Genomic DNA, 21685 nt, shown 5'->3' with positions numbered 1-21685 from the left:
CTGCGTCACCGGCCCCCCGACGCCGCCGTCAAGTTGTAACGGCAAGGCCTGACTCTATTGTTAATCGCTGCCACGACCTGTCAGCACACCGAATCCTCTGATCGAGATACACAAGTGATCGAAAATCTACGCAACATCGCCATCATTGCTCACGTTGACCACGGTAAAACCACCCTGGTAGACAAACTCTTGCGTCAATCCGGCACTCTGGAGCGCGGCGAGCTCAACGACGAGCGCGTGATGGACTCCAACGACCAGGAGAAAGAGCGCGGTATTACCATTCTGGCGAAAAACACCGCCATCAACTGGAACGGCTACCACATCAACATCGTGGACACCCCGGGCCACGCCGACTTCGGCGGTGAAGTAGAACGCGTAATGTCGATGGTTGACTCCGTTCTGCTGCTGGTTGACGCTCAAGACGGCCCTATGCCGCAAACCCGTTTCGTGACCAAGAAGGCGTTCGAAGCCGGCCTGCGTCCAATCGTGGTTATCAACAAGGTTGACCGTCCGGGCGCGCGTCCTGATTGGGTTCTGGACCAGATCTTCGATCTGTTCGACAACCTGGGCGCTACTGAAGAACAGCTGGACTTCAAAGTGGTTTACGCCTCTGCCCTGAACGGTATTGCTGGTCTTGACCACACCGACATGGCTGAAGACATGACCCCGCTGTACCAGTCGATCGTCGACAACGTACCAGCACCAGCCGTAGACCGTGACGGTCCGTTCCAGATGCAAATCTCGGCACTGGACTACAACAGCTTCCTGGGCATTATCGGCGTTGGCCGTATTGCACGTGGTCGCGTCAAGCCGAACACCCCGGTTGTGGCCATCGACGCTGACGGCAAGCGCCGCAACGGTCGTATCCTGAAGCTGATGGGTCACCACGGTCTGCACCGTGTAGACGTTGAAGAAGCGGCTGCCGGCGACATCGTTTGCATCAGCGGTATGGACTCGCTGTTCATCTCCGACACCCTGTGCGACCCGATGAACGTTGAAGCGATGAAGCCGTTGACCGTTGACGAGCCAACCGTTTCCATGACCTTCCAGGTAAACGACTCGCCATTCTGCGGTAAAGAAGGCAAGTTCGTGACGTCCCGTAACATCAAGGAACGTCTGGACAAAGAGCTGCTGTACAACGTTGCTCTGCGCGTTGAAGAAGGCGACTCGGCTGACAAGTTCAAAGTATCGGGCCGTGGTGAATTGCACCTGTCGGTTCTGATCGAAACCATGCGTCGCGAAGGCTTCGAAATGGGCGTTGGCCGTCCAGAAGTAATCATCCGCATGGTTGACGGCGTTAAGCACGAACCGTTCGAAAACGTCACCATCGACCTGCCAGAAGAATCTCAGGGCAAGGTGATGGAAGAGATGGGCCTGCGTAAGGGCGACCTGACCAACATGGTGCCGGATGGCAAGGGCCGTGTACGTCTGGAATACAACATCCCTGCTCGCGGTCTGATCGGTTTCCGTAACCAGTTCCTGACCCTGACCAACGGTGCTGGCATCCTGACCTCGATCTTCGATCGTTACGATGTGATGAAGTCCGGCCACATGTCCGGCCGTCAGAACGGCGTTCTGGTATCGGTTGAAACAGGCAAGGCGCTGACCTACTCCCTGGAAACCCTGCAGGCGCGTGGCAAGCTGTTCGTTGAGCACGGTCAAGAGATCTACAACGGTCAGATCGTGGGCCTGAACAGCCGTGACACCGACATGGGCGTTAACCCTACCAAGGGCAAGAAGCTCGACAACATGCGTGCTTCGGGTAAAGACGAAACCATCGCTCTGGTTCCACCTGTTCGCTTCACCCTGGAACAGGCTCTGGAATTCATCCAGGACGACGAGCTGTGCGAAGTGACGCCTAAGTCCATCCGTCTTCGTAAGAAGATCCTGGACGAAGGCGAGCGTACCCGCGCTGCCAAAAAAGCCAAAAACTAAGTTAATTAGTTAGCGGTTACAAAAACGCCCCCGACCTTGCGGTCGGGGGCGTTTTTTTATGTTCGTCGTTTGGGGGCATTGTTGCCTCATCCCCCCGTTCTCTCCCATTGGGAGAGGGCCGGGGTGAGGGGGCTGTGCGGCTTAAAAATCCATCAATTTAACGCTGCTGTTCTTGCGTTCAACCGCTTTGGGAATATAGGCGCAGTAGCCTGGGCGCGGCCCGATGCGCGGGTGGTTGCGGCACGTGTCGGGGCGCTTGTCATAGATGGTGCACATGCGCGATTTGCGGTCCAGGTACAGGCAGTCGTTGTTGCTCATGCGCTGCAACGTGAAGATGCCCGACTTCTGGTTGAAACGTTCCACAATCCCTTCTTTTTGCAGACGCTTGGCGATGTTCTTTGGCGGGTCGCCCAGTTCGAATTCATCCACCAGCCCGATGCGGATCAAGTCTTTGACCTTGACCTCGACCGGCAGGGTGCAGCAGCTGGAAATGCAGGAGCCGCACATGGGCGCGGTGTATTTGGCCCACGTATCGAGACGGTCGATTTCCGCGGCGGCGATCAGGTTGGACTTCATCAGGCTTATATTCCAGCGTGTAACAGGGCGCGCGATCATACCGGGGTTGAACAAGAATTGAACAACCATTTGCCGGTTTTTTGCTCAATCCCCGGCAGCGCCGCGTGTTGCCCCAATCCGGTGCGCCATTCGCCCGCCCGTTTTAGCCGCAGGCGCGCGCAAAAATCTCGAACACAACCCGCCACCTTCTGTCAGAGCGTCTAGGCTGACACCATTCGTTCTTAAAATCGCTTCATCTCGCTTGAGGTTGCATCGATGTCCCAGGAACCGCTTGTTTGTGATGCACAAGTGGCGGCCTTCCGCGCCGCCGTACTGGCCAAACTGACCTACGCGGTGGGCAAGGACCCGGAACACGCGTTCGACCATGACTGGTTCGAGGCCATTGCGCTGGCCGCCCGCGACCATATGGTCGAGCACTGGATGGACAACACGCGGCAGATTTACCGCAAAGGCCAAAAGCGGGTGTATTACCTGTCGCTGGAATTTTTGATCGGCCGTTTGCTGTACGACAGCCTCAGCAACCTGGGCTTGCTGGATATCGCACGCCAAGCGCTGACCGAACTGGGGGTCGACCTGGAGCAGATCCGCCTGCTCGAACCCGATGCCGCGCTAGGCAATGGCGGGCTGGGCCGTCTGGCGGCGTGCTTCATGGAAAGCATGGCCACCCTGGGTGTCGCAGCCCACGGCTACGGCATTCGCTATGAGCACGGGTTGTTCCGCCAGAGCATCGTCGACGGCTGGCAACAGGAGCAGACCGAAAACTGGCTGGACTTCGGCAACCCATGGGAGTTTGAGCGGCCGGAGGTGGTGTACCTCATTGGCTTTGGCGGGGCGGTCGAAACCAAAGTCGACGAACAGGGGCATCCGCGGCAGGTTTGGTGGCCGGGCGAAACCGTGCGTGCGATTGCTTACGACACCCCGGTCGTGGGCTGGCGCGGTGCCAGCGTCAACACGTTGCGCTTGTGGCGGTCCAGGGCCGTGCATGAGATGCACCTCGAACGCTTCAATGCCGGTGACCACTTGGGCGCGGTTGCGGAAGTGGTGCGCGCTGAGAGCATTTCGCGGGTGCTGTACCCGGCGGACAGCAATGAAGCCGGGCAGGAACTGCGCCTGCGTCAGGAATACTTCTTCGTGGCGGCGTCGTTGCGGGACTTGATCCGGCGCCATCTCGATCAGGGCTTCGCCTTGCTTGACCTCGGTGACCACGTGGCCATTCAGCTCAATGACACCCATCCGTCCATCGCTGTCGCGGAGCTGATGCGCCTGCTGGTCGATGAGCACGACGTGGAGTGGGGCGCTGCCTGGAAGGTCACGGTCGAAACGTTGGCCTACACCAACCACACCTTGCTCCCCGAGGCGCTCGAAACCTGGCCGGTGGGGCTGATGGAGCGCTTGCTGCCCCGGCATATGCAGATCATTTACCTGATTAACGGGCTGCATATCGATTCGCTGCGCGAACAGGGCGTGCATGACTTTGACGTGCTGCGCGCCGTGTCCTTGATCGAGGAAGACAACGGCCGCCGCGTGCGCATGGGCAATCTGGCGTTTTTGGGGTGCCACAGCGTCAACGGCGTGTCAGGGCTGCACACGCAATTGATGCGCAGCACCGTGTTCTCGCACATGCACAAGCTGTACCCGGACCGTATCAACAACAAAACCAACGGCGTGACCTTCCGACGCTGGCTTTACCAGTCCAACCCGCCGCTGACGGCGCTGTTGGTCGATGCGCTGGGCCCGCAGTTTCAGGACGATCCCGAGCACAACCTGATTCAACTGGAACCGTTCGCCGGGCGCGCGGACTTCCGCAAGCAGTTCGCTGAACAGCGCCTGCAAAGCAAATGCACCCTGGCGGCGTTGATTTATGAGCGCCTGGGCATCGTGGTCAACCCCGAAGCCATGTTCGATGTGCAGGTCAAACGCATCCACGAGTACAAGCGCCAGTTGCTGAACCTGCTGCACACCGTGGCGCTGTATCAGGCCATACGCGCCGAGCCGGGCAACCGCTGGGTGCCGCGGGTGAAGATCTTTGCCGGCAAAGCGGCGGCCAGTTATCAACAGGCCAAACTCATCATCAAGCTGACCAACGACATTGCGCGCACCATCAACCACGACCCCACTGTGCGCGGTCTGCTCAAAGTGGTGTTCCTGCCCAACTACAACGTCAGCCTGGCGGAGAACATCATCCCGGCGGCCGATTTGTCCGAGCAAATCTCCACTGCCGGGTATGAGGCGTCCGGCACCAGCAACATGAAATTCGGGCTCAACGGGGCGTTGACCATTGGCACGCTGGACGGTGCCAACGTCGAAATGTGCGAGCGGGTCGGCGCAGAAAACATGTTTATCTTCGGTCTCACCGCGCAACAGGTCGAAGCGCGCAAGCGCAATGGCGAGTTCAACGCAGGGCCGGAGATCGCCGCGTCCCACCGGCTCAACGACGTTTTGCAGGCGATTCGCGGCGGGGTGTTCTCCCACGATGACCCGGCGCGTTACACCGGTCTGATTGACGCGTTGACCGAGTACGACCGTTTTCACGTCTGCGCCGACTTCGACGCTTATTGGGATGCGCAAATGCGCGTCGAACATCTGTGGCACGACACGGACGCGTGGTGGCGCGCGGCGGTGCTCAATACAGCACGCATGGGCTGGTTTTCCTCCGACCGCACCATTCGTGAATACGCGACCGAGATCTGGAAGGCGCTGTAACCGCCTTATAGCGGCTGTCCAACCCCCGAGGCTGCGAGCGCACGCAGCCTCGTCACGGGTCGGTGGCCACGGGTTTTGGCTGTTTTTGGCCGTCAACTGAACCCGCTCGGCCGGATCTGAGTCTGATTAGAAGATTTGCACGGCAACACGCGTTAAACTGCGCGGGTTTTTTGCCCCCTCCCCCTAGTTCGGAGCCTTACATGTCCCGCGTTACCCTGAGTCGCTATTTGATCGAGCAGACCCGCAGCAACAACACGCCTGCTGATTTGCGTTTCCTCATCGAAGTGGTGGCGCGTGCTTGCAAAGAGATCAGCCACGCCGTGTCCAAAGGCGCCCTGGGTGGTGTTCTGGGCAGCATGGGCACCGAAAACGTGCAAGGCGAAGTCCAGAAGAAGCTCGACGTGATTTCCAACGAAATCCTGCTCGAAGCCAACGAATGGGGCGGTCACCTGGCCGGTATGGCATCCGAAGAAATGGACAACGCCTACCAGATCCCGGGCAAATACCCGAAAGGCGCCTACCTGTTGGTATTCGACCCGCTGGACGGTTCGTCCAACATCGACATCAACGCGCCTGTCGGTACGATTTTCTCCGTGCTGCGTTGCCCTGAAGGCCACCTGGCCGAGAACGGCGACCTGGGCGAAAAAGCATTCCTGCAACCGGGCTCCACCCAAGTGGCGGCCGGTTATGCGATCTACGGCCCACAAACCATGCTGGTGCTGACCCTGGGTGACGGCGTGAAAGGGTTCACCCTGGACCGCGAAATGGGCAGCTTCGTGCTCACCCACGAAGACATCAGCATTCCTGAGTCCACTCAGGAGTTCGCCATCAACATGTCCAACCAGCGCCACTGGGAAGCCCCGGTCCAGCGCTACGTCGACGAGCTGCTGGCGGGCGAAGAAGGGCCGTTGAACAAGAACTACAACATGCGTTGGGTGGCGGCGATGGTGGCTGACGTGCACCGCATCCTGACCCGTGGTGGCGTGTTCATGTACCCGCGTGACAGCCGTGAGCCGTCCAAGCCAGGCAAGCTGCGCTTGATGTACGAAGCCAACCCGATGTCGTTCCTGGTGGAGCAGGCAGGCGGCGCGTCCACTGACGGCCACCAGCGCATCCTCGACATCCAGCCTGAAGGCCTGCACCAGCGTGTTGCGGTATTCCTGGGCTCCAAAGAAGAAGTCGCGCGCATCACCGCTTACCACAAAGCCTAAGCGCGCACTCGCCGCCGCAGGCTGCGAAGGGGGGCCAACGCCCCCCGTTCTTCTGACGTTTAGCCATTCCCCGGCGGCGACACCCCCTCATTGCCCCCCTCAACGTGTCCTCCCTGCAACTAAACCCGTGCCCTGCGGGAACCACCCTGCGCTTTTCTCTTCTAAGCTCTCACGAGGCAGCAATGCCAACCTTCCCATTCAGGAGCTTTTCCATGAAGTTGCGTTCTTTGGCGTTGTTGTCGTTCTGTGTATTACTGGCGGCCTGCAGCAAGGTCAATCAGGAAAACTACTCCAAGCTGTCGGCCGGCATGCCCAAGGCCGAGGTGGAGAAGCTGCTGGGCAGCCCGACCGACTGCTCGGGCGCACTCGGTATGTCGAGCTGCACCTGGGGCGATAAAAACAGCTTTATCAGCGTGCAATATGCAGGCGACAAAGTGCTGATGTTCTCGGGTCAGGGCTTGAAATAAGACTGAACAGGAGCGTTACCCATGAAGCGACTTTTAGCGTGTCTGGGCACTGCATTGGTGTTGGCCGGTTGTTCCAGCTCCGGCAGCGATGCACTGGCCCCCAAAACCGTCGATAACGTCGATCTCAAGCGCTATCAGGGCACCTGGTATGAACAGGCGCGATTGCCGATGTTCTTCCAGCGCAATTGCGCCCAGTCCCAGGCGCAATACACCCTCAAGCCCGACGGTAACGTGGCCGTGCTCAACCGCTGCCTGACCGAGGACGGTGAGTGGCAGGAAGCCAAAGGCACCGCCACCCCGCAAGTCCCGGGCAAGACCGACAAATTGTGGGTTGAGTTTGATAACTGGGTCTCGACACTGTTGCCGGGTGTGACCAAAGGCGATTACTGGGTGCTGTATCTGGGGGACAACTACAGCACGGCGCTGGTAGGCAACCCGGATCGTCGCTACCTGTGGTTGCTGTCGCGCAAACCGACCATCGACCAGCAAACCCGTGACGAGTTGCTGAGCAAGGCTCAACAGCAAGGCTACGACACCACACGCCTGATCTGGCGCACGCCCGACGCGGACATGCCCAAGACCACGAAATAAAGGGCCGAAGGCCCTCAGCGAGCGCTGAGGGCCTTTTGCTTCACGCTCAGGCGCGCAGCAAGGTCTTCCAGGCGCGGTTCTGATACACCGCGATCGCCTGATGCTTGCGGGCATCGAGCAAGGCTTCGTTGTGTTCAACATCGTCGGTGAGCGGCTGATTCGCCAGCTCTTGCAGCTTGTTCATCTCGCCAAACAAGCGATCGACTTCCGCAATCTCCAGCACGCCACGGGCCAAACGCAGCCACGCTTGAATGCGCTCGATGCGCGGTAGTTGCTCTGCCAAGTCTTCCGGTTGCTGCTGGTAACGGTTCAGACGCAGCGCGATGGCTTCATCCGACAGCAAACGCGGCAGCCAGCTGCTCAGTTGTGCAGCGCCCTGACGATTGCCACGGGTGGTGCCGCGATCCACGGTCCAACTGCGGTCCATCAACCAGCGCGAGGTGTTCAGCGAGAACTGGCCCCAGCGCGGGTCTTCCAGCTCTTCAAGGAACTGCTCGGGCGCGGCTTTGCGCACGTCTTCGTCGTCCTGACCGATCTGCACCAGCGGGCGCCAGTCTTCCAGCAGTGCGTCGAGCGAGGCGCGCAAGGTGCTGGTGGATTGGCGTGGCGCGGCCTGACCCAGGCTGCTGACCAGCGCGCGCAGGTCAATCAGTTGCTGCACCCAGTCTTGCAACAGGCGCCAGTGGCCATTGAAACGGTATTGCTCGGCCAACCGCTGGCTGCTGGCCAGCAAATGCCACGCCAGCGCGGCAAACGCGTCATCGAGCGGGGTTTCCGGCGTCAGCTCAGGGGCTGGCAGGCTCACCGAATAACTATTGGCGTCGAACAGGCGATAACCGCGCTCAGCCTTACTGATGTCGCACGGCATCAAGGCCAGTTTTTCAGCCAGCTCGGCGGCCAGTTCCAGCAAGGCAGCCGGTTCGCCTTCGCGCAGTTCAAGCTCCAGCTCGCAGATTTCTTCTTTCTGCTTGCCGGCAATCACGTGCCCCACGTCCAGCGCGGCTTCGATCACCACTTTGGCTTTGCCACGGCCCCACGAGATCTCGGCGCGTTCGCGCACGAAATCGGTGGTGAAAATGGGCTTGAGGGTTTTTTTGTCCAGTTCGGCCAACGCCTCGGGCCAGCACTCGCCGTCGAGTTTTTTGACGTCCAGTTTGGCTTTGGGCAGGTGCCAGTCGTATTCATTGCGCACAGACAGGCCGGCAACGCTTTCGCCACGGGTCTTGAGGGTCTGGATCACGTCTTCGCCATCACGGCGCAAGCGCAGGGCAACCTTGGCCTTGGCCAGGTCGCGCTCCGGGGTGTCGAAATATTGATTGAGCAACTCACGGCTTTCCCAGCCACTTTTGTTGCGCTTTTTCAGCAAAGGGTGCTCGCGCAAGGCGGCGAGGGTTTCGCGGCTGACGCGGAGTTTGATTTCGGTTTCTTTCTGCATGGCCGGAAAATCCAGGAACGGTGCGCAGCCGGGGAAAGGTGTGGCTGCCAAGGCCGTGCAGTGTACAGGACTCGCCGCCCCGGCGCCCCGCATGGGTTTATTCTGCCGCTCAGATGGCCCTATGATGGGCCTCGCCCCGCCAACAGGAAGTCAGCGCATGCCTTTACCCTCGCTCAAAGAGCAATTCGCTGCCTTGATCAGCGCACCGTCCGTCAGTTGCACCCAACCGCATCTGGATCAAACCAATCGCCCGGTTATCGACCTGCTGGCCACGTGGCTGGGTGATCTGGGCTTTGCCTGCGAGATCCAGCCTGTCAGCCCCGGCAAATTCAACCTGCTCGCCAGTTATGGCAGCGGCCCCGGCGGACTGGTACTGGCAGGCCACAGCGACACGGTGCCGTACGACGAAGCGCTGTGGCAGACCGATCCGCTCAAACTGACAGAAGTGGATAACCGCTGGGTCGGATTGGGCAGCTGTGACATGAAAGGCTTTTTCGCCTTAATCATCGAAGCCGTCCGGCCTCTGCTGGATCAGCCGTTCCGGCAACCCTTGCTGATTCTGGCCACTTGCGACGAAGAAACCTCCATGGCGGGCGCCCGTGCGCTTGCTGAAGCCGGGCGTCCGCTGGGCCGTGCGGCGGTGATCGGTGAGCCGACGGGGCTCAAGCCGATCCGCCTGCACAAGGGCGTGATGATGGAGCGCATCGACATTCTGGGGCGCAGTGGCCATTCCTCGGACCCACGTCTGGGCCATAGCGCACTGGAGGCCATGCACGACGTCATCAGCGCGCTCAAGGACTTGCGCCAACAATGGCTGCACGAATACCGCAACCCGCAATTCAGCGTGCCGCAGCCGACCCTCAACTTTGGCTGCATCCACGGGGGCGATAACCCGAACCGCATCTGCGGCCAGTGTTCGCTGGAATTCGACCTGCGCCCCTTGCCGGGCATGGACCCCCATGCGCTGCGTGCCATCATCCGCAGCAAGCTCCAGCCACTGGCTGAGCACCATCAGGTGCAGATTGACTTCGCCCCGCTCGCGGCAGGCGTTGCCCCCTTTGAGCAGGCGGCCGACAGCGAACTGGTGCGCGTGGCCGAGCGCCTGACCGGGCATCGTGCCGAAGCAGTAGCGTTTGGCACCGAAGCGCCTTATCTTCAGCGCCTTGGCTGTGAGACGCTGGTGCTCGGCCCCGGTGACATCAGCTGCGCGCATCAGCCGGGCGAACACCTCGAAATGTCACGTTTGCAGCCGACCGTGCGTCTACTCAGTCAGTTGATCGAACACTATTGCCTGACCCCGGCGCCGTAAATCGCCGCAGGTCCAACCCGTCCACACAAGGAGAGCACGCGTGTCGCCAAGTCAGTTTCGACGATAACTACCAGCCCGTTGTGCGTTTGCTGTTTGTGCCCTTTTTAGGCGACTCACTTTTTTACAGGCTCCGGTTATGCCCGATTACGTTAACTGGCTACGTCACGCGTCCCCTTACATCAATGCCCACCGCGATTGCACCTTCGTCGTCATGCTCCCCGGCGATGGCGTGGCGCACCCCAATTTCGGCAACATCGTTCACGACCTGGTGCTGCTGCACAGTTTGGGCGTTCGGCTGGTGCTGGTGCATGGCTCGCGTCCGCAAATCGAAAGCCGCCTGCAAGCTCGCGGGCTGACGCCGCATTACCACGAAGGCATGCGCATCACCGATGCCCCGACGCTGGAATGCGTGATCGACGCCGTGGGCCAGCTGCGCATTGCGATTGAAGCGCGGCTGTCGATGGACATGGCGTCCTCACCGATGCAGGGTTCGCGCTTGCGCGTGGCGAGCGGCAATCTGGTGACGGCGCGCCCGATTGGCGTGCTCGATGGCGTGGACTACCACCACACCGGCGAAGTGCGGCGGGTGGACCGCAAGGGCATTAACCGCTTGCTCGACGAGCGCTCCATCGTGCTGTTGTCGCCGCTGGGGTATTCGCCGACTGGCGAAATCTTCAACCTGGCCTGCGAAGACGTCGCCACCCGTGCCGCCATCGATCTGGAGGCCGACAAATTGCTGCTGTTTGGCGCCGAGCCGGGCTTGCTCGATGAAGACGGGCGTTTGGTGCGCGAGCTGCGGCCGCAACAAGTGCCCGCCCACATGAAGCGCCTGGGCAGCGATTATCAGGCTGAACTGCTGGAAGCGGCCGCCGAGGCCTGCCGGGGCGGCGTGGCCCGCAGCCATATCGTCAGCTACGCCGAAGACGGCGCGCTGCTGACCGAGCTGTTCACCCGTAACGGCGGCGGCACGCTGGTGGCGCAGGAGCAGTTCGAAAAAATCCGCGAAGCCGCGATTGAAGACGTCGGCGGTTTGCTCGACCTCATCAGCCCGCTGGAAGAGCAGGGCATTCTGGTGCGTCGTTCCCGCGAAGTGCTGGAGCGCGAAATCGAGCAATTCAGCGTGGTCGAGCGTGAAGGCATGATCATCGCCTGCGCGGCGTTGTACCCGATTGCCGATTCCGAGGCGGGCGAACTGGCCTGCCTGGCCGTGAACCCGGAATACCGCCATGGCCGCCGCGGCGACGAACTGCTCGAACGCATCGAAAGCCGTGCGCGGGCGTTGGGCCTCAACACCCTGTTCGTCTTAACCACGCGTACCGCCCACTGGTTCCGCGAGCGCGGCTTCGAGCCCAGCAGCGTCGAACGCCTGCCGGCAGCCCGCGCCTCGCTGTACAACTTTCAGCGCAACTCGAAAATCTTCGAAAAAGCCCTGTAGCGCCTGCCCGGCCGACTGGAGCCGCCGTTCCACGCACACCTGCGTCGAGCGGCGGCTTCGGTGCGTCGTTAAAACGCCTGCAAACACACATCATCAATGACCGCCTTGCCCATGTCGCACAAGTAGTGCGACGCCCAGGCATGGCGTTCCCCGTCCTTCTCCAGGGCGGCATCCAGGGCCAGCTTTTTGGCGCAAAACAACAACGCCGACACGTGCTCCAGCGCCTGACGCAAGGGGATGCCGGGGTTAACGCAAAACAGAGGAAGGTCGTTTTCGCCACACGGGCCAAAGGTTACGACGCCGAGGGTGTTGATCGGGGAAGGGGTGGTCATTGAGTGTGCTCCTATGTGATTAAGAGCTGCCACTTTCAGTTCTCAGGCGAGGGTGGCAGCCGTACGCGGGCTGAGAATCGGGACAATAGGAACCCCGGCGGCACGAATGCCTCCCGCGCACAGCTGCCATAAAGGGTGAGCTGGCACAAAAAAAACGCCCTCAATCATGGAGATGGGTGGCGTTCCGGTCGCTATTCTTTCTCGGATTCTCAGGCCCGGCCACTGTTTATTTCAGCGGCGGTGTACGGTACGCCTGCACTCAAATCCCCGAAGCCATCCGTTGCCGCAGTTCGTGTAGGAGGCGGCACCTTTGCGTGCGCGCCCCCTGACACGGCGAGACCTGAACGTCTTCGGGGATTGGCTGGCGGGCTGCCCGCCCGCCATCACTCAGTTACTGATCGCCAAAATGCTCGCCTGATACGACGCCACAAACAGGTCGAAATCACCTTCTTCGGTGTCTTCAATGTCTAGTTGGTCGTTGATCGATTTGCGGGCTTTTTCTTCGAAAGCCGCCTGATCTTCAGGGCTGAGTGGCTGGCCGCGGAAGTATTCGGCGTGGGCCATGCTTTGGCGCAGGGAGAATTGGGCGAAGCTTTCTTTGTGCTCGGCCATGCTGGCCAGCACTTTGGCCGACGGGGTCAGGGACACGTCCCTGATTTTCGCCAGTTGCTCGTCCACCGCCTTGCTGTGGGCATCGCCGCCGTGGCTTTGGTCCAGCAGCGCGGCCAACGGTGCGATCTGTTCCAGCAGTTCGGCTGCCCATGCCTTCATGTCGACCGGCTGACCGTCACGCTGCAATTGCAGGCCCGGACGGCGACCTTCCTTGACGACGCTGAGGAAGTTGGAGGTGCAGTTGCCGCATGCCGTGCTGTCGAACTGCGGGCTTTCCTGCAGCGCGCAGTACAGCAGGAAAGCATCCAGAAAGCGGGCTTCGGGCAGGTCAATGCCCACCGGCAGGAACGGGTTGATGTCCAGCAAACGCACTTCAACGTATTGCACGCCACGGGACATGAGCGCCTGAATCGGGCGCTCGCCGCTGTAGGTCACACGCTTGGGGCGAATGTTGGAGTAGTACTCGTTTTCGATTTGCAGGATGTTGGTGTTCAGTTGCACCCACTCGCCGTCCTGGTGCGTGCCGATTTCGACATACGGCGCGTAGGGCGTTGCCACGGCTTTGCGCAGGCTGTCGGTGTAACTCTTGAGGTCGTTGTAGCACGGCGTCAGGCCCGCCTGGGCGTTGCTCTGGTAGCCGAGGTCGCTCATGCGCAGGCTGGTGGCATACGGCAGGTAGAGCGTGTCGGGGTCCAGTTGTTCGAGCTGGTGAGCCCGGCCACGCAGAAACCCCGCGTCCAGTGCAGGCGAAGCACCAAACAGGTACATCAGCAGCCAGCTGTAACGGCGGAAGTTACGGATCAGCGCGATGTAGGCGCTCGACTGGTAATCGCGGTCGGTGCCCACAAAGCCGTCTGCCGCTTTGAGCACAGGCCAAAGGGCCTCAGGCAACGAGAAGTTGTAGTGAATGCCGGCAATGCACTGCATGGTTTTGCCGTAACGCAGGGCCAGGCCCTTGCGATAAACGTACTTGAGCTGTCCGATGTTGGACGTGCCGTAGTAGGCAATTGGAATGTCCGCTTCGGCCGGCAACGGGCACGGCATCGAAGGGCTCCACAGGTACTCGTTGCCGAGCTTGCTGTAGGCAAAACGGTGGATCTTGTCGAGGCTGGCCAGCGTCTCTGCCGGGTCGGGCAGGGCCGGGGTGATGAACTCCAGCAGCGACTCGGAATAGTCGGTGGTGATTTGATCGTTGGTCAGGGCCGACCCCAGTGCGTCGGGGTGCGGCGTCTGGGCCAGGCGGGCCTCGCCGGTGACGCGCAAGCATTCGCGCTCGATCCCGTGCAGGCACTGCTCCAGCAGAGTGAGGTTAGCGCGCTCGCTGAGCAGAGCCAGGCGGCGGTTGAGAAGTTGGCTCAAGTTGGATTCCTTCACGCGTCAGTCGCCCCAATATGGGGGTGGTCAGGACGGTCTACAAGGGTGAAGTTGAAGCCGGCGTGGTCGCCTGACTTTTAAAAGGAGTGCTCAGCCCCGTCCCTGTATCGGCCCCGGGCGCTCCGGGCGCATTTCGGCACCGCGTATGCAGTGCCGAAATTAACCTAAATCGACGGGTAACCGCTACAGGACAGCGAAGGTGCCTTGCGCTTTTGCGACCAGCTTGTCGCCCTGCCAGACGTCAGCTTCGACGACCAGCGTGCGGCGACCGGGGTGGATGACCCTGGCGATGCACAGCACATCGCCTTCGGACACCGCCCGGATGTAGTTGATCTTGCATTCCAGCGTGACGCTTTGCTGATCGAAGCCATGGGTGCTGGAACAGGCCAGCCCCATGCTGATGTCGACCAGGCTGAACAACACCCCGCCATGCAGTTTGCCGCCGCGGTTGCGCAGGTGCGGCTCCAGGCTCAGGGCGACATGGGCCGCGCCTTCATCCAGTTGCACCACGCGACAGCCGATCAGCTCACTGAACGCGCTTTGGGTCAGCCCGGCCGGGATTTCCATCAGCGCTTCTTCAACTGCTTGGCATTGGCGAACAGCGAGGCCATGGCGTTGTTGGCAGGGGCCGCGGCCACGGTTTCTTTGCGTGGCGCGGTGTTTTGCTGGCGCCCCGAAGCGCCGGGACGTGCGCCGCGGGCCCCGTCGATTTTCTCGCCGGGGGTGTCGCTCATGCGCATCGACAGGCCCACACGTTTGCGGGGGATGTCGACTTCCATCACCTTGACCTTGACCACGTCACCGGCTTTGACGGCTTCACGCGGGTCTTTGATGAATTTCTCGGACAGCGCCGAAATGTGCACCAGACCGTCCTGATGGACACCGATATCGACGAACGCACCAAAGTTGGTCACGTTGGTGACGACGCCTTCCAGAATCATCCCCAGCTGCAAGTCTTTGAGGTCTTCGACGCCTTCCTGGAACTCGGCGGTCTTGAACTCCGGACGCGGATCGCGGCCCGGTTTTTCCAGCTCTTGCAGGATGTCGGTGACGGTGGGCAGGCCGAACGTTTCATCGGTGAACTGCTTAGGGTCCAGACGCTTGAGGAAGCTGGCATCGCCAATCAGCGAGCGGATGTCGCGCTCGGTGTCGGAGGCGATGCGCTTGACCAGCGGGTAGGCTTCGGGGTGAACCGCCGAGCCGTCCAGCGGGTTGTCGCCGTTCATGACGCGCAAGAAACCGGCGGCTTGTTCGAAGGTTTTTTCACCCAGACGGCTGACTTTTTTCAGCGCGGCGCGGGTTTTGAACGCACCGTTTTCATCGCGATGGTTCACGATGTTTTGCGCCAGTGTGGCGTTGAGGCCGGAGATCCGGGCCAGCAGCGCCACCGAGGCGGTGTTTACGTCCACACCCACGGCGTTTACGCAGTCTTCCACCACCGCGTCCAGGCCCCGTGCCAGCTTGAGCTGCGACACGTCGTGCTGGTATTGGCCGACACCGATGGATTTGGGGTCGATTTTGACCAGTTCGGCGAGCGGGTCTTGCAGGCGGCGGGCAATCGAGACCGCGCCACGGATCGACACGTCCAGGTCGGGGAATTCCTTGGCAGCCAGTTCCGACGCCGAGTACACCGAGGCCCCGGCTTCGGACACCATGACTTTGGTGACTTTCAGTGCCGGGTATTTTTTGATCAGGTCGATGACCAGCTTGTCGCTCTCGCGGCTCGCCGTGCCGTTGCCGATAGCGATCAATTCGACCGAATGTTTGGCGCACAGGGCCGCCATGATGGAGATGGTTTGGTCCCACTTGTTGTGCGGTACGTGCGGGTACACGGTGGCGTGTTCGAGCAGTTTGCCGGTGGCATCGACCACGGCAATTTTGCAACCGGTGCGCAGGCCCGGGTCCAGGCCGAGTGTCGCGCGCGGGCCCGCTGGCGCGGCCAGCAGCAAGTCATGCAGGTTGTGCGCAAACACGTTGATGGCTTCGGTTTCTGCGGCGTCGCGCAGCTCACCCAGCAGATCGGTTTCAAGGTGGGTGTACAGCTTGACCTTCCACGTCCAGCGCACCACTTCGCCCAGCCATTTGTCGGCCGCACGGTTCTGGTTTTGCAGGCCGAAACGCTCGGCAATCATCAGTTCGCCGGGGTGCATCGTGCCGGGCAATTCTTCGCCCACTTTGAGCGACGAGCTGAGAATGCCTTCATTGCGCCCGCGGAAAATCGCCAGCGCCCGGTGCGACGGCATGCTTTTGAGCGGCTCGTCGTGTTCGAAGTAATCGCGGAATTTGGCGCCTTCCTCTTCTTTGCCGGCGATGACGCGAGCGCTGAGGGTGGCTTCCTGCTTGAGAAAACTGCGCAGTTTGTCCAGCAGGGTGGCGTCTTCGGCGAAACGCTCCATGAGGATGTATTTGGCGCCGTCGAGGGCTGCCTTGACGTCGGCCACGCCTTTTTCAGCGTCGACGAAACGGGCGGCTTGCGTCTCGGGGTTCAGCGTCGGGTCATTGAACAGGCCGTCAGCCAGTTCCCCGAGGCCGGCTTCGAGGGCGATCTGGCCCTTGGTGCGGCGCTTTTGCTTGTAGGGCAGGTACAAGTCTTCAAGGCGGGTTTTGGTGTCGGCCAGTTTGATGTCGCGCGCCAGTTCTGGCGTCAACTTGCCTTGTTCTTCGATGCTGGCGAGGATGCTGATGCGCCGTTCGTCGAGTTCTCGCAGGTAGCGCAGGCGTTCTTCCAGATGACGAAGTTGGGTGTCATCCAGGCTGCCTGTCACTTCCTTACGGTAACGGGAGATGAAGGGTACGGTGGAGCCTTCATCCAGAAGTGCGACGGCCGCTTCGACCTGCTGCGGGCGCACGCCAAGTTCTTCGGCGATGCGGCTGTTGATGCTGTCCATAAAACCACCTGACAAATTGTGATGCAGGCTCGCAGGCCCGGGCTTGAAGGCTTGCGAGGCGGGTTGAGCGGCTTGAAAAAGCGCCGCTACCGGGGCCAAAAGGGCAGCCTGTTGACCCGTGAAGTCTGCAAAATGCGGCACGCGCTGAAAAAAATAATCGCGCCGCACGTATTGAAAATTCGAGGTTGCCTGACACAAAAGGCGGCGCATTATAACCAGCGTTCCTGTCTTCAGGGCACTGCGTGCAGCGCGCGCCATGATCTGTGTACTGGCTGTGAAGGAAAAATCTGCTAACAATGCACACGATGCGTATAACAGCAGCTACGCCATAATGCGCGCCGAGATCACAGGAGCATCTAATGAGCAGCACTGCACACACTGCTGAAGGCGAAAAAATTCTTATCGTGGACGACGACCCGGGCCTGAGCAGCCTGTTGGAACGTTTTTTCACCAGCAAGGGCTATCGCGCGCGCGCGGTTCCCAACGTCGAGCAAATGGACCGTTTGCTGGCCCGCGAGGTGTTTAACCTTGTGGTATTGGACTTGATGCTGCCGGGCGAAGACGGTCTGTCCGCCTGCCGCCGTTTGCGCGCTGCGAACAATCGCGTGCCGATCATCATGCTCACTGCCAAAGGCGATGAACTGAGCCGGATCAAGGGCCTTGAACTGGGGGCCGACGACTATCTGGCCAAACCCTTCAACCCCGATGAGCTGATGGCGCGGGTCAAAGCCGTGTTGCGCCGCCAGTCCGCGCCCGTACCGGGTGCGCCGGGCAGCGAAGACGAAAGCGTCACGTTCGGTGATTACGAGTTGTCACTGGCCACCCGCGAACTCAAACGCGGTGATGAAGTTCACATGCTGACCACCGGTGAGTTTGCGGTGCTTAAAGCGCTGGTCATGCATGCCCGCGAGCCGTTGACACGCGACAAGCTGATGAATCTGGCCCGTGGCCGTGAATGGGATGCGCTGGAGCGTTCAATCGACGTTCAGATCTCCCGCCTGCGCCGCATGATTGAGCCGGATCCGTCCAAACCGCGTTACATCCAGACAGTCTGGGGCGTGGGTTATGTATTTGTGCCGGACGGCAACGCCACCAAGTGATGGATCATTTGTAGGAGCGGGCCACGCTGGGTGTTCAACACCTGAGTGGCCCGCAATTTCATTTCTGCGGGTATCCCTACGCGCTCCTGCAAACTGCAAAAGCATCAATCTATGAAAACCCCTCTCTGGTTCCCCCAAAGTTTCTTCTCGCGCACCCTCTGGCTGGTATTGATCGTCGTTCTGTTCTCCAAGGCACTGACGTTGGTGTACTTGCTGATGAATGAAGATGTCCTGGTTGATCGTCAATACAGCCACGGCGTTGCGCTTACGCTGCGTGCCTACTGGGCGGCCGATGAGGAAAACCGCGAAAAAATTGCCGATGCCGCCGGATTGATCCGGGTGGTGGGTGGCGGCGTGCCCGAGGGTGAGCAGCATTGGCCTTACAGCGGTGCTTACCAACGTCAGATGCAGGCCGAGCTGGGCGCTGATACCGAGGTTCGCTTGCGGGTGCATTCGCCACCCGCCTTGTGGGTTCGGGCGCCGAGTCTGGGGGATGGCTGGCTGAAAGTGCCGCTGTACCCGCACCCGCTGCGCGGGCAAAAAATATGGAGCGTGCTGGGCTGGTTCTTGGCCATTGGCTTGCTCTCAACTGCGTCGGCGTGGATTTTCGTCAGTCAACTTAACCAGCCGCTCAAACGCCTGGTGTATGCCGCGCGTCAACTGGGTCAGGGCCGCAGCGTGCGGTTGCCGATCAGTGATACGCCGAGTGAGATGACGGAGGTTTACAGCGCGTTCAACCAAATGGCCGAAGACGTGGAGCAAGCGGGTCGCGAGCGAGAGTTGATGCTGGCGGGGGTTTCCCACGATTTGCGTACGCCGTTGACGCGTCTGCGTTTGTCGCTGGAATTGATGGGCAACCATAACGACCTGACGGACGACATGGTGCGCGATATCGAAGACATGGACGCGATCCTCGATCAGTTCCTGGCCTTTATTCGCGATGGCCGTGACGAACTGGTCGAAGAGGTGGACTTGTGCGAGCTGGTGCGTGAGGTCGTGGCACCTTACAACCAGAACGAAGAGCGGGTGCGTTTGCGCCTGCAACCGATTCAGCCGTTTCCGCTGCGCCGGGTATCGATGAAGCGCTTGCTCAACAACCTGATTGGCAACGCGTTGCATCATGCGGGTGAGGATGTGGAAGTGGCCGCCTATGTGTCAGGCGATGTGAGCGCGCCGTATGTGGTGCTCAGCGTGATGGATCGTGGTGCAGGCATCGACCCTTCCGAGCTTGAAGACATCTTCAACCCGTTCATTCGCGGCGATCGTGCCCGCGGCGGAAAGGGGACCGGGCTCGGGTTGGCAATCGTCAAGCGCATCGCGTCGATGCATGGTGGCAATGTCGAGTTACGCAACCGTTCCGGCGGTGGGCTTGAAGCGCGGGTCAGGTTGCCATTGGGGCTGATGTTGCCCCGTGGCGCGGTGTAAGGACCTGAGCTAACCACACGCGAGGCTGCCGATGGAGGCAGCCTCGCGTCTTTTTTGGGCGTGGCGGGGGGCGTCAGCCTTTGCCTTTGGTTCTTGTCAGGTTCGGCCCGCTGTTTTTCTCCAGATGTTCAATGATGATTCCGGCCACGTTTTTACCCGTGGTGGTTTCGATCCCTTCCAGACCCGGTGAGGAGTTGACCTCCAGCACCAACGGGCCGTGATTGGAGCGCAGGATGTCCACGCCTGCCACGCTCAACCCCATCACCTTGGCGGCCCGAATGGCGGTCATGCGTTCTTCCGGGGTGATCTTGATCAGGCTGGCGCTGCCGCCACGGTGCAGGTTGGAACGGAACTCACCCGGTTTGGCCTGGCGTTTCATCGCCGCAATCACCTTGTCACCCACCACGAAGCAGCGAATATCGGCGCCGCCGGCTTCCTTGATGTATTCCTGCACCATGATGTTTTGCTTGAGGCCCATGAAGGCTTCGATCACGGATTCTGCCGCCGTCGCGGTTTCGCACAGCACAACGCCGATGCCCTGGGTGCCTTCCAGCACCTTGATCACCAACGGTGCGCCATTGACCATTTCGATCAGGTCGGGGATGTCATCCGGCGAGTGCGCAAAGCCCGTCACCGGCAACCCCAGCCCACGCCGCGACAGCAATTGCAGGGAGCGCAGTTTGTCCCGCGAACGTGCGATGGCCACCGATTCGTTCAGTGGGAAAACCCCCATCATTTCGAACTGGCGCAACACCGCACAGCCGTAAAACGTGACCGAGGCACCAATGCGCGGAATCACGGCATCGAAGCCTTCCAGCGGCTTGCCCCGGTAGTGGATCTGCGGCTTGTGGCTGGCGATGTTCATATAGGCACGCAGGGTATCGATCACTACCATTTCGTGGCCTCGTTCCGTCCCGGCTTCGACCAGGCGACGAGTGGAATACAGACGCGGGTTACGCGACAGCACAGCGATCTTCATGCAGCACCTGTGGCAGAAAGGGTAGAGACCGGGAAAACCGGCTTGTCTTGAACGTATTTGAGCCCCGGATTGACCACCAGTTGGCCATCGATCAGGGCTTTTGAACCGAGCAGCAAACGGTAACGCATGGACTTGCGGCAGGCGAGGGTGAACTCCACCGACCAGACCCGATCACCCAGCGCGAGGCGGGTGCGGATCACATAGCGAACTTGCGCATGACCGTTAGAACTTTTAATGGTTTTTATCGCCACCAGAGGGGCTTCGCAACGGCGATGACGCAGTTGCACCAGCGTGCCCAAATGAGCGTTGAAACGCACCCACTCGGCACCATCGCGCACAAAAGGCTCGATTTCAGTGGCGTGCAAGCTGGACGTACTGGCGCCGGTGTCGATTTTGGCGCGCAAGCCTGCGACGCCCAAATCGGGGAGCGCCACCCACTCGCGCAGACCGACAACGGTCAGATGATCAAATGTCTTCAATATGAGTAACCGCGATTAACGTATCCAGGCCGCCGGTCGAACCTCGGCCAACGCTTGAAATGCCGGTCTGGCGAACCAGTAACCCTGCATCAGAAATATTCCACAATCGGCCAGGAAATCCCTTTCGCCAGCGCTTTCGATGCCTTCGGCTATGACTGTAACGTTCAATTCAGAACACATCATGACAACGCCGCGCACGATAGCCTGACGCGCACGATCCTGATCGACATCGCGGATGAGTGCCATGTCGAGCTTGATCAGGTCAGGTTGAAAATCCGCCAATAAATTGAGCCCCGAATAACCTGCTCCGAAGTCATCGATGGCTGTCTTGAAACCGAATTGGCGGTATTCACGCAGAATATGGGTCAAATGGCGATAGTTATCTATGTGTTCGCTTTCCAGCGTTTCGAAAATCAGCTTGTCGAGCGGGAAATCGTGGGCTTTGGCGGCTTCCAGGGTGCTGCGAATGCACAGTTCCGGCCGATACACCGCGTTGGGCATGAAATTGATGGACAGGTGTTGCTGCATGCCCAGCGCGGCCGCGCCCTTGATTGCACGTGTGCGGCACTCTTGGTCGAAGCGGTAACGATTGGTGTCATTTACCTGCCGTAAAACATCCAGTGCGCCTTCACCGGCAGGCCCTCTGACCAGTGCTTCGTGGGCAAAGACCGATTGATCGCGCAAGTCCACGATCGGTTGGTACGCAAATTGGAAATCGAACCCCAGCGGCGTGGCTTGTCGACAAGCGTCGCAACGGCTTTTGGCGCCCGTCAGGGAATCGGGAAAAAACGTCATGGGACATAACCTCGCCAAAGGCGCTGAGAGGAACGGCAT

General features: G+C 60.3%; 18 protein-coding genes. 9 read left to right on the top strand and 9 right to left on the bottom strand.

Features of this window, described 5'->3' with window-relative positions; genetic code table 11:
* Nucleotides 1-114: 114 nt before the first annotated feature.
* Nucleotides 115-1935 carry a translational GTPase TypA gene (typA, locus tag IF654_RS21585; protein WP_047272916.1) on the top strand — a complete coding sequence of 607 codons (1821 nt, stop codon included), beginning with the start codon at nt 115-117 and terminating at the stop codon, nt 1933-1935.
* Between the two features lie 141 nt (nt 1936-2076).
* On the opposite strand, the gene IF654_RS21580 is transcribed toward typA, so the two are convergent.
* Entirely contained in the window at nt 2077-2514 is a 438-nt protein-coding gene (locus IF654_RS21580) for a YkgJ family cysteine cluster protein (RefSeq protein WP_047281788.1), read from the bottom strand.
* A gap of 252 nt (nt 2515-2766) precedes the next feature.
* Between IF654_RS21580 and IF654_RS21575 the strand changes: the two genes are divergently transcribed.
* From IF654_RS21575 to IF654_RS21560, 4 genes are all read left to right on the top strand, one after another.
* Nucleotides 2767-5214: a glycogen/starch/alpha-glucan phosphorylase gene (locus IF654_RS21575; protein WP_047281916.1), complete on the top strand. Its 2448-nt coding sequence runs from the start codon at nt 2767-2769 to the stop codon at nt 5212-5214.
* Nucleotides 5215-5414: 200 nt separating this feature from the next.
* Complete coding sequence (locus IF654_RS21570) at nt 5415-6425, top strand: class 1 fructose-bisphosphatase (protein WP_047272918.1); 1011 nt, start codon at nt 5415-5417, stop codon at nt 6423-6425.
* A gap of 212 nt (nt 6426-6637) precedes the next feature.
* Entirely contained in the window at nt 6638-6892 is a 255-nt protein-coding gene (locus tag IF654_RS21565) for a lipoprotein (RefSeq protein WP_047272919.1), read from the top strand.
* 21 nt (nt 6893-6913) lie between these two features.
* A complete protein-coding gene (locus tag IF654_RS21560; protein WP_047272920.1) occupies nt 6914-7483 on the top strand; it encodes a lipocalin family protein in 570 nt (189 codons plus the stop codon).
* 46 nt (nt 7484-7529) lie between these two features.
* Here the strand turns inward: IF654_RS21560 and IF654_RS21555 are convergent, their stop codons facing one another.
* On the bottom strand, nt 7530-8918 hold the full coding sequence (locus IF654_RS21555) for a CYTH domain-containing protein (protein ID WP_047272921.1): 1389 nt from the start codon (nt 8916-8918) through the stop codon (nt 7530-7532).
* A 157-nt stretch (nt 8919-9075) separates the two neighbouring features.
* Here IF654_RS21555 and argE point away from each other — a divergent pair, with 157 nt between their 5' ends.
* Nucleotides 9076-10227 (top strand): acetylornithine deacetylase, encoded by a 1152-nt coding sequence (argE, locus tag IF654_RS21550; RefSeq protein WP_047272922.1) that lies wholly within the window; start codon nt 9076-9078, stop codon nt 10225-10227.
* A gap of 136 nt (nt 10228-10363) precedes the next feature.
* A complete protein-coding gene (argA, locus tag IF654_RS21545; RefSeq protein ID WP_047272923.1) occupies nt 10364-11662 on the top strand; it encodes an amino-acid N-acetyltransferase in 1299 nt (432 codons plus the stop codon).
* Between the two features lie 68 nt (nt 11663-11730).
* On the opposite strand, the gene IF654_RS21540 is transcribed toward argA, so the two are convergent.
* The 4 genes from IF654_RS21540 to IF654_RS21525 all read right to left on the bottom strand — a co-directional run bounded on the left by IF654_RS21540 (nt 11731) and on the right by IF654_RS21525 (nt 16868).
* Nucleotides 11731-11994, bottom strand: coding sequence for a DUF3077 domain-containing protein (locus tag IF654_RS21540; protein WP_047272924.1), 264 nt, complete (start codon nt 11992-11994; stop codon nt 11731-11733).
* A gap of 387 nt (nt 11995-12381) precedes the next feature.
* On the bottom strand, nt 12382-13965 hold the full coding sequence (gshA, locus tag IF654_RS21535; RefSeq protein WP_047272925.1) for a glutamate--cysteine ligase: 1584 nt from the start codon (nt 13963-13965) through the stop codon (nt 12382-12384).
* A 198-nt stretch (nt 13966-14163) separates the two neighbouring features.
* Nucleotides 14164-14547, bottom strand: coding sequence for a PaaI family thioesterase (locus tag IF654_RS21530; RefSeq protein WP_047281748.1), 384 nt, complete (start codon nt 14545-14547; stop codon nt 14164-14166).
* Entirely contained in the window at nt 14547-16868 is a 2322-nt protein-coding gene (locus IF654_RS21525) for a Tex family protein (RefSeq protein WP_047272955.1), read from the bottom strand. The genes IF654_RS21530 and IF654_RS21525 overlap by 1 nt, the downstream gene beginning before the upstream one ends.
* A gap of 359 nt (nt 16869-17227) precedes the next feature.
* On the opposite strand from IF654_RS21525, the gene ompR reads away from it, so the two are divergent.
* Both ompR and IF654_RS21515 read left to right on the top strand, forming a co-directional pair.
* A complete protein-coding gene (gene ompR, locus IF654_RS21520) occupies nt 17228-17968 on the top strand; it encodes an osmolarity response regulator transcription factor OmpR (protein ID WP_047272927.1) in 741 nt (246 codons plus the stop codon).
* Between the two features lie 111 nt (nt 17969-18079).
* A complete protein-coding gene (locus tag IF654_RS21515) occupies nt 18080-19393 on the top strand; it encodes an ATP-binding protein (protein WP_047272928.1) in 1314 nt (437 codons plus the stop codon).
* A gap of 73 nt (nt 19394-19466) precedes the next feature.
* On the opposite strand, the gene rimK is transcribed toward IF654_RS21515, so the two are convergent.
* The 3 genes from rimK to rimA are packed head-to-tail and all read right to left on the bottom strand — an operon-like array spanning nt 19467 to nt 21646.
* Nucleotides 19467-20372 (bottom strand): 30S ribosomal protein S6--L-glutamate ligase, encoded by a 906-nt coding sequence (gene rimK / locus IF654_RS21510; protein ID WP_047272929.1) that lies wholly within the window; start codon nt 20370-20372, stop codon nt 19467-19469.
* Nucleotides 20369-20851: a retropepsin-like aspartic endopeptidase RimB gene (gene rimB, locus IF654_RS21505; RefSeq protein WP_047272930.1), complete on the bottom strand. Its 483-nt coding sequence runs from the start codon at nt 20849-20851 to the stop codon at nt 20369-20371. The genes rimK and rimB overlap by 4 nt, the downstream gene beginning before the upstream one ends.
* A 15-nt stretch (nt 20852-20866) precedes the next feature.
* Entirely contained in the window at nt 20867-21646 is a 780-nt protein-coding gene (gene rimA / locus IF654_RS21500; RefSeq protein WP_047281749.1) for a S6 modification regulatory phosphodiesterase RimA, read from the bottom strand.
* Between the last annotated feature and the right edge of the window lie 39 nt (nt 21647-21685).

Source organism: Pseudomonas lundensis (assembly GCF_015377145.2).
Classification (GTDB): domain Bacteria; phylum Pseudomonadota; class Gammaproteobacteria; order Pseudomonadales; family Pseudomonadaceae; genus Aquipseudomonas; species Aquipseudomonas lundensis.
This window is presented reverse-complemented; position numbering and strand designations above follow the sequence as displayed.